Annotated in this window: 3 protein-coding genes and 1 pseudogene; 2 read left to right on the top strand and 2 right to left on the bottom strand. The window is 69.5% G+C overall.

Annotated features, from left to right (window positions below):
- On the bottom strand, positions 1 to 2,741 hold a 2,741-nt coding region (locus WA805_RS02565; protein WP_425241556.1), incomplete at its 3' end, for a DEAD/DEAH box helicase.
- Between the two features lie 107 nt (positions 2,742 to 2,848).
- Between WA805_RS02565 and WA805_RS02560 the strand changes: the two genes are divergently transcribed.
- Positions 2,849 to 3,331, top strand: coding sequence for a VOC family protein (locus WA805_RS02560; RefSeq protein ID WP_422276220.1), 483 nt, complete (start codon positions 2,849 to 2,851; stop codon positions 3,329 to 3,331).
- Here WA805_RS02560 and WA805_RS02555 read toward each other — a convergent pair.
- Entirely contained in the window at positions 3,313 to 4,884 is a 1,572-nt protein-coding gene (locus tag WA805_RS02555) for a tachylectin-related carbohydrate-binding protein (protein WP_425241555.1), read from the bottom strand. The two genes, WA805_RS02560 and WA805_RS02555, sit on opposite strands and share 19 nt — an antisense overlap.
- 280 nt (positions 4,885 to 5,164) lie before the next feature.
- On the opposite strand from WA805_RS02555, the pseudogene WA805_RS02550 reads away from it, so the two are divergent.
- Positions 5,165 to 6,324 (top strand): annotated as a pseudogene (locus WA805_RS02550) (hypothetical protein); the annotation flags it as partial.

The following is a 6,324-nucleotide window of genomic DNA, read 5'->3' as shown; positions in this document are numbered from 1 at the left end:
CCCTCCGACAGGTGCTGCAGGTCACGCTCGGTCTCCTCGACCACCGAGGGATCGAGCAGTTCGCGCAGCCCGTCCTGGCCGAGCAGTTCGGCCAGCAGAGCGGTATCGAGCGACAGCGCCTGCGCGCGCCGCTCGGCGAGCGGCGCGTCGCCCTCGTACATGAAGGCGCCGACGTAGCGGAAGAGCAGGGATTTCCCGAACGGGCTCGGGGTGGCCGTCTCCACCTCCACCATCCTGATCCGGCGGGCGGCCAGGTCGCTGAGCAGCTCCGTGAGGGCAGGCACGTCGAAGACGTCCTGGAGGCACTCCCTGACGGTCTCCAGCGTGATCGGGAAGCCCGGGTACTGGCTGGCGATCTCGAGCAGCTGCGCGCTGCGCTGCCGCTGCTGCCACAGCGGGGTGCGGCGGCCCGGCTGCCGCCTCGGCAGCAGCAGCGCCCGGCTGGCGCATTCCCTGAACCGGGAGGCGAACAGCGCGCTGCCGCCGACCTCGGCGGTGATGATGTCGGCGATCTCTTCCGGGTCGAGCAGCGCGATCCCGGCGGCCGGCGGCTCGTCGCTGTCCGGCACCCTGATGATGATCCCGTCATCGGTGTGCAGCGCCTGGACATCCATCCCGCCGTACCGCTCGCGCAGCCGTGCCGTGATCGCGAGCGCCCACGGCGCGTGCACCCGGTCCCCGTAGGGGCTGTGCAGCACGACGCGCCAGTCGCCGAGCTCGTCGCGGAACCGCTCCACGACCAGCGTCCTGTCGTCGGGCACGTGGCCGGTCGCCTGCCGCTGGTCGGCGAGGTACTTGACCATGTTCCGCGCGGCGAGCGGGTCGAGCCCCGCTTCCTGGAGCTGCGTGACGGCCTGCTCGTCGGGCAGCTTCGACAGCTCGCGGATCTTCGCGCCGATCGCCTTGCCGAGCTCGGCGGGCCTGCCCGCCGTGTCGCCGTGCCAGAACGGCAGCTTGCCCGGCTGGCCGGGGGCGGGCAGCACCAGCACGCGGTCCGGCGTGATGTCCTCGATCCGCCACGAGCTGGCGCCGAGCACGAACACGTCGCCCACCCGCGACTCGTACACCATCTCTTCGTCGAGCTCGCCGACCCGTCGCGGCTGCTTGCTCTCCGCGGCCGGCAGGAACACCCCGAACAGCCCCCGGTCCGGGATCGTGCCGCCGCTGGTCACCGCCAGCTTCTGCGCCCCTGGCCTGCCGTGGATCACGCCGGCCATCCGGTCCCAGACGACCCGCGGCCGCAGGCCGGCGAACTCCTCGCCCGGGTACCGTCCGGCGAGCATGTCGAGCACCGCCTCGAGCACCGGCCTGGTCAGCCCGCTGAACGGCGCCGCGCGCCGCACCACGGCCTCGAGGTCATCCACCGGCCAGTCGTCGAGCGCCGTCATCGCGACGATCTGCTGGGCGAGCACGTCCAGTGGGTTACGCGGGATCCGCAGCTCCTCGATCGCGCCGTCGTGCATCCGGCCCGCGACGACGGCGGCCTGCACCAGGTCACCGGTGTACTTGGGGAAGATGACCCCGCGGGAGATGTCGCCGACGTTGTGCCCGGCCCGGCCGACCCGCTGCAGCCCGCTGGCCACCGACGGCGGCGACTCGACCTGGATGACCAGGTCGACCGCGCCCATGTCGATGCCGAGCTCGAGGCTGGACGTGGCGACCACGGCGGGCAGCCGCCCGGCCTTGAGCGCTTCCTCGATGTCGGTCCGCTCCTGCCTGGACACCGAGCCGTGGTGCGCCCGCGCGATCGTGACGGGCTGGTCGGGGTCGGCGGACCGTTCGGCGGCGAGCTCGTTGAGCCGTCCGCAGAGCCGCTCGGCCAGCCGGCGGGAGTTGGCGAACACGATCGTGGACCGGTGCTGCTCGATGAGGTCGAGCACCCGCTCCTCGACGTGCGGCCAGATCGACCGGCGCCTTGCCGGGTCGTCGCGGCCGTCTTCATCGGGCAGCCCTTGCGCGGTCTCCAGGTCGGTCATGTCCTCGACAGGGACGACCACCTCGAGCTCGATGCGCTTCGCGCTGGCCGGCTGCACGACCGTGACCTGGCGGGCGCCGCCAAGGAACGTGGCGACCTCCTCGGGCGGCCGGACGGTCGCCGACAGCCCGATCCGCTGCGCCCGGCCGCCGTCGTCCGGGCCGCGCAGCGCGTCGAGCCGTTCGAGCGACAGTGCCAGGTGCGCGCCCCGCTTGTTGCCCGCCACCGCGTGCACCTCGTCGACGATCACCGTCTCGACCCCGCGCAGTATCTCCCTGGCCTTGGAGGTGAGCAGCAGGAACAACGACTCCGGCGTGGTGATCAGGATGTCCGGCGGGCGGCTCGCGAGCTTGCGCCGTTCGTCGGCCGCGGTGTCCCCGGTGCGGATCGCGACGCCGATGTCGGGCTCGGGCAGCCCCAGCCGGTGCGACGCCTGCCTGATCCCGGTCAGCGGGGAGCGCAGGTTCCGCTCGATGTCCACCGCGAGCGCCTTCAGCGGTGAGACGTACAGCACCCGGCAGCGCCGCTTCCTGTCGGCGGGCGGCGGCGTCGCGGCGAGCCTGTCGATCGCCCACAGGAACGCGGCCAGCGTCTTCCCCGACCCGGTAGGCGCGACGACCAGCGTGTCGTCGCCCTTGCCTATGGCACGCCACGCCTGCGCCTGCGCCTGCGTGGGCACGGCGAAAGCGCCCTCGAACCACGCCCGCGTCGCGGGCGAGAACCCGTCGAGGGCCTCAGCGCTGCTCACCGGTGGTTGTGCTGCCATCCCTCCATACTGCCTCCAGCCGCCGACAATTCGGTCCGCCGGCGATGAGTTCCGGGCGCGGGAGCGGTCAGAATGACGATGAAGTGAATCTCACTGGGGGAGGTCCGATGACCAGCAAGCCGTTCACCACCTGCCTGTGGTTCGACACTCAGGGCGAAGAGGCGGCGCACTACTACATGGGAATCTTCAAGGACTCCAGGCTCGGCCGGGTGCAGCGGTACACGAGCGCGGGGCCGGGCGCGGAAGGCACCGTCGCCACGGTGGAGTTCGAGCTCAACGGCCAGAAGTTCCTGGCGCTCAACGGCGGCCCGCTGTACCAGTTCAACGCCGCAGTGTCGATCGTCGTCGAGTGCGCCGACCAGGCCGAGATCGACTACTACTGGGACCGGCTGACCGACGGCGGCCAGGAAGTCGCCTGCGGCTGGCTCGTCGACAAGTACGGCCTTTCCTGGCAGGTCGTGCCGACCAGGTTCCTCGACATGGTCACCAGCGGCGATCAGGAGAAGGCGGCACGCGCGCAGGCGGCGATGCTCACCATGCGGAAGTTCGACATCGCCGCCCTGGAGCGCGCCTACGCGGGCACGGCGTAGATGCGGTTCGCGCCGGCGAGGTTACGGCCGGCGAAGAGATACCTGAAGTCCAGCCAGTCGTCGAACCCGACGGTGACCGGGGCCGAGACGTTGCCCGGGTTTCCGTCGTCACCGTACGACATCAGCTGGCCGTTCTGGCTCTGGTTCACGGCGTAGATGCGGTTCTGGCCCTGGGCGTTCTGGCCGGCGAACAGGAACGTGAAGTCAAGCCAGCCGCCGAATCCGACGGTGACCGGGGCGGAGACGTTGCCCGAGCTGCCGTCGTCGCCGTAGGACAGCAGTTCGCCGCTTGAGTTCACGGCGTAGATGCGGTTCTCGCCGGCGGCGTTCTTGCCGGCGAACAGGAACTTGAACTGGAGCCACCCGCCGAACCCGACGATCACGGGGTCGGAGACGTTGCCCTGGGCCCCGTCGTCCCCGTAGGACAAGAGCTGGGCGTCCTGGTTGACGGCGTAGATGCGGCTCGCGCCGGCGGCGTTCTGCCCGGCGAACAGGAACTTGAACGGGAGCCAGCCGCCGAACCCGACCAGAATCGGGGCGGAGACGTTGCCCGGGCTAGCGTCGTCCGTGTAGGACAGCAGCTCGCCGGCCACGAACGGAGGCGGATAGACGCATCCGCTCTGCTGGTCGGCGGCCACGGCGATGCAGCTATCCGAATTCACGGCAACGGCCCCGGAGACGATGGGGTTGATGAAGAACGTGTAACCGGGAGCCGAGGCCGGGTCGGTGGTTCCGCCCATATAGACGCCGTTGCTGTCGAACAGGGTGAACCAGATGTTGTTGCAGTTCCCCGCGCAGGCGTCGCACACCTCGGGATTGCTGTCGTCGCCCTTGGGGTCGACGGTCATCTCGGCGATCTCGTGGCTGAGCTTGTCCGCGTAGAAGTGTCCGGGGTCGGCGATGGTCAGGTTCTCGGTGAACACGAGGGTGTAGCAGTATGGCGTGCCATTGCCTGTCATGCTGTGGAACGAATTGCGTTCGCCCGAGAATTGCGCGCTGTTCGGCAGCGTCCTGTTGTGCGGTATCACGACGCAGGGATTGCTTACATTGTTGTCGCGCGCGGTCTGGGCGATCTGGTCCACCCACGTCTCGAAGTCCCCCAGGGTGAAGCTGTCGCTCGTCAGGTTCGCGGGGAACGGCATGACGTCGGGCCAGACGCCGACGCTGCTCGTCCCGTACTGGGACACGTACCGCTGGATGGGAATGACCGCCAGGGCCGCGTAGTCGCGCGCGGTCTGCATGTCCGCCATCGTTATGGCGGACGATGGCTGGCCGGTGACCTGGAAGGTGACCTGGGCGAAGACCAGCGTTCCTGCGAAGAGGGGACCGGAGGCCTTCGCTCGCGGAGCGGGGACCGGATTGGCGGCGAGCCAGTTCCGCAGCTGCTCGTCCTTGGTCACCTCGTCCCAGTTCGACGTGGTGTGCAGGTGCGCCAGGACGCCTGACGGCAGCTCTTCGAGTTCGTCCACGCCTGACCGAGGTATGGTCGCGGGAACCTCGCGGCGCAGGTACTTCAGAACCTTGACCGCTCTCGTCGCGCACGTTGATTCCATGAATGCCCCCCTTTTTCAGCCGACATCCCCGTGTGTGGCTGGCAATCTGGGCGGATTGTATATCGTCATCTCGCTGGCGTCTATTACCGTGGCGGTAAGTTCGCAATAGCGAGCGCAGATCGCCTTTATGCGGATCAGTCCGGACAATTCCGTATTTCGGATAAGCGCTTAACTTCTTCGCGATTTCTGCGCCAGCGAACGCTGAGGCGAATGCGCCGAGCCCCGGCGGGTGGCCGGCGCGGTAACGTTCCCGGAACGATCCGGCCCTACGCTGGCCATCATGAGCAGCAAGGGCTGGTCCGTCGTGCTCGGCGGTATCGCCGCGGCGTCGCTGGCGGGCATGATCCCGCTGTCGGTGTTCGCCCATCTGGTGGGCGCCGGAGTCGTGGCGCTGGTCATCGGCGTGCCGTGCGCGGCGATCGGGTTCCTGGTCGCCAGGCGCCAGCCGCGCAACCCGCTCGGCTGGCTCTTCCTGGTCATCGCCTGCTGCCTCTTTATCCCGACCGTCGGCGGCGACTACGCCTACCTCGACTACCGCCTGGGACACCACGTGCCGTTCGCCGCCGCCGGGCTGGCCGTGGATCAGCTCTGGTCCGAGGGTCTGGCGCTGTTCATCGTGGTGATCTTGCTGTTCCCCGACGGCAGGCTGCCGTCCCGGTTCTGGCGCTGGGCACTGCGGGTCTGGTGCGCGGCGTTCGCGGTGCTGCTCATCGCTTCCGTGGCCGCCACGGCCGGCGCGCTCGCCGCGCACCCGGTCCGTACCGACACGTCCGGCGGCCTGGTCGCCCTCGATAGTCCGGCCGGCTGGTTCGCGGTCGTCTACCACGGGTGCCTGCTCGTGATCTTCGTGCTGTCCGTGGGCTTCATCGGCCGCCAGGTGCTGAGCTGGCGGCGCTCGTCAGGCGAGCGGCGCCAGCAGCTCAAGTGGCTCGCGAGCGGCGCCGCCGTCAGCATGGCCGGCCTGGTGCTCGCCGTGATCTTCGCGTCCTCGTCGGGCACGAGCGCGAACGTCTCGCAGTGGCTGGAAAACCTCGCGTGGTTCGGCCTCGCCGCGCTGCCGGTGTCCATCGGCGTGGCGATCCTCCGCTACCGGCTGTACGACATCGACAGGATCATCTCGAGGACGCTGGCGTACGCCCTGGTCACCGGCTTGCTGGTCGGCGTGTTCGCGGGCCTCGTGCTGCTGACCACCGACGTGCTGTCCCTGTCGTCCCCGGTGGCGGTCGCCGCCTCGACGCTGGCGGCGGCGGCGCTGTTCAACCCGCTGCGGCAGCGGGTTCAGCGAGTCGTGGACCGCCGGTTCAACCGGACGCGGTACAACGCGGACCGCACGGTCGCCGCATTCGCCGCCCGCCTCAAGGACGCCGTGGACGTGACCGCGGTCCGCGACGACCTGACCACCGTCGTGCAGCAGACGCTAGAGCCCGCGCACGTCTCCCT

This window comes from Trebonia sp., from assembly GCF_049794275.1.
Classification (GTDB): Bacteria; Actinomycetota; Actinomycetes; order Streptosporangiales; family Streptosporangiaceae; genus Trebonia.
The sequence above is the reverse complement of the archived record's forward strand: the minus strand, read 5'-3'. Positions and strand labels throughout refer to the sequence as shown.

Coding starts and splice junctions, on each gene's coding strand:
- WA805_RS02560 (WP_422276220.1), top strand. CDS start 2,849: ATGACCAGCAAGCCGTTCACCACCTGCCTGTGGTTCGACACTCAGGGC.
- WA805_RS02555 (WP_425241555.1), bottom strand. CDS start 4,884: ATGGAATCAACGTGCGCGACGAGAGCGGTCAAGGTTCTGAAGTACCTG.